At 39.1% G+C, this 2,119-nt stretch carries 3 protein-coding genes; all 3 read left to right on the top strand.

Features of this window, described 5'->3' with window-relative positions; genetic code table 11:
* A partial coding sequence (locus tag AC11ZT_RS08710; RefSeq protein ID WP_484059225.1) for a helicase C-terminal domain-containing protein occupies window positions 1–194 on the top strand: 194 nt, incomplete at its 5' end.
* A 106-nt stretch (window positions 195–300) separates the two neighbouring features.
* Window positions 301–1,263: a peptide-methionine (S)-S-oxide reductase MsrA gene (gene msrA, locus AC11ZT_RS08705; RefSeq protein ID WP_484059224.1), complete on the top strand. Its 963-nt coding sequence runs from the start codon at window positions 301–303 to the stop codon at window positions 1,261–1,263.
* Between the two features lie 196 nt (window positions 1,264–1,459).
* Window positions 1,460–1,966: a DUF1700 domain-containing protein gene (locus tag AC11ZT_RS08700; RefSeq protein ID WP_484059223.1), complete on the top strand. Its 507-nt coding sequence runs from the start codon at window positions 1,460–1,462 to the stop codon at window positions 1,964–1,966.
* Window positions 1,967–2,119: the final 153 nt, after the last annotated feature.

Raw genomic sequence — 2,119 nt, 5'->3', positions numbered from 1 at the left:
ATACTACTGGCGCAAATGGATACAACTACTCCTATGTATATCCCGGGATGAACAAAGTGCAGCAAGCCGGCGGAAGACTGATTCGAACGGAGGAAGATACCGGTACAATTGTACTTGTAGATGATCGTTTTTTGAAAGAACCCTATGTATCGTTGCTGCCTGAGGAATGGCAGCCGTTTACTGTTATTACATAATGTTTCTACTTTGCAAAGTGCAGTTTGTTTGGTGTTCATGTGGTATTGCTATACAATATGAAGTAAGATCGTTTTTTGGGAAAAATAAGAAGAATGGGGTGAAAGCATGAGCGAAACAGAACAAACTAGAGAGCTTGCAACCTTCGCAGGTGGTTGTTTTTGGTGCATGGTTAAACCGTTTGATGAAATAGATGGCATTATAAAAATCGTGTCTGGTTATACAGGCGGTCACAAGGAAAATCCAACATACAAGGAAGTATGTTCGGAAACAACAGGACACTATGAGGCTGTGCAAATTACATTTGATCCGAGTCGCATGTCCTATGACGAGCTACTTGAGATGTATTGGCGTCAAATCGATCCAACTGATGCAGGAGGTCAATTTCACGACCGCGGTGAATCATACCAAACTGTGATTTTCTATCATAACGAAGAACAACGTCAGAAGGCAGAGGCTTCTAAAATTGAATTAGCGGAAAGCGGCCGTTTTCAAAAGCCGATTGCAACGAAAATTCTTCCGGCAAAGCCTTTTTATGAAGCTGAAGATTATCATCAAGACTACTATAAGAAAAACCCTTTTCGCTATGGTTTATATCGAAAAGGATCAGGCCGAGATACATTTATAAAGAAGCATTGGGAGTTAGACAAAGAGCATTTAAAAAGTAAACTTACTGAAATGCAGTATTATGTCACACAAGAAAACGGAACGGAGCCTCCTTTTCAAAATGAATTTTGGAACGAACATAGAGAAGGATTGTATGTAGAAATTGTTTCAGGCGAACCGTTATTTAGCTCACGAGAGAAATTTGATAGCGGATGTGGATGGCCAAGTTTTACCAAGCCGGTTATGGATGCAAGTGTCAAGGAAAATATGGATATCAGTCATAGAATGGTCCGTACGGAAGTGCGTAGTAGAGAAGGAGATTCGCATCTTGGTCATGTATTTGAAGATGGACCAAAGGACAAAGGCGGACTTCGTTATTGTATTAATTCTGCTGCCCTTCGCTTCATTCCAAAAGAAGAGTTAGAAAAAGAAGGATATGGGGATTTTCTCATTTTATTTAAATAATGAAAGCGTAAGGCCGAGATGATCATCTCGGCCTTTTATATTAAGAAGATGTCACGTTTGCGGCATCTTTTTTAGTTATGAAATTTCTAGTCTAAAAGTCATGAAATAGACTTATAAAGTCATGACTCCTTTCACTATGTTAGAGGGTTTCTTTTTTATATCATACAGTAAGAAAGAGAGAAGGGGGAGAGACGCAATGAGCAAGGAGGCAATGCGGGCAATTATCGAAAAACGGCTAGTTGAGGCATCAGTGGAAGATAAAAATCGAATAATTGAGTTATACGAAGATTTATATGAAACAGCTTTAGCGAAGGGGAAAGGAGAAGAAGAGATTTTGAAGGAACTTGGGCTACGAGAAGTGGTAGTGCCGAAACGTTCTCCTTCGCTAGTGAAAAAAATAGGAATTGGAATTGGATTAGTTCTCTTTAATGTGATGGTTGCACTCATTCCAGCCATTATGTTGGTATCCATTTATCTTTCCCTTTGGACGGTAGCGGTAGCTTTTATAATTGGCGGGGTGACTTTGCTTATTTCTCCTTTTTTTATTCGTGACATGGATATCATACAATCCATTTTTATCTCGATGATTATGAGTGGCTTAGGCGTGTTGCTAGCTGTTGCACTCATTTTTATAGGGAAATTATTGTACAGGGGTGTTCGATTCTATTTTGGATTCCATATGAAAATAATGAGAGGAGAATAAAGGTGCTAAAGCATATAGTGATTGCAGCGGGAATTTTAGTAGGTGTGGGAGCGATTGGATTAGTTGTAACAGGTGCTATGAATAAAGGAATGAACCTTACACAACCAACAACTTCGTTTGATCAAAGAAAATCAATAGATGGTATGGTGATTA

The organism is Ectobacillus sp., assembly GCF_056992975.1.
The sequence above is the reverse complement of the archived record's forward strand: the minus strand, read 5'-3'. Positions and strand labels throughout refer to the sequence as shown.

Coding starts and splice junctions, on each gene's coding strand:
- msrA (WP_484059224.1), top strand. CDS start 301: ATGAGCGAAACAGAACAAACTAGAGAGCTTGCAACCTTCGCAGGTGGT.
- AC11ZT_RS08700 (WP_484059223.1), top strand. CDS start 1,460: ATGAGCAAGGAGGCAATGCGGGCAATTATCGAAAAACGGCTAGTTGAG.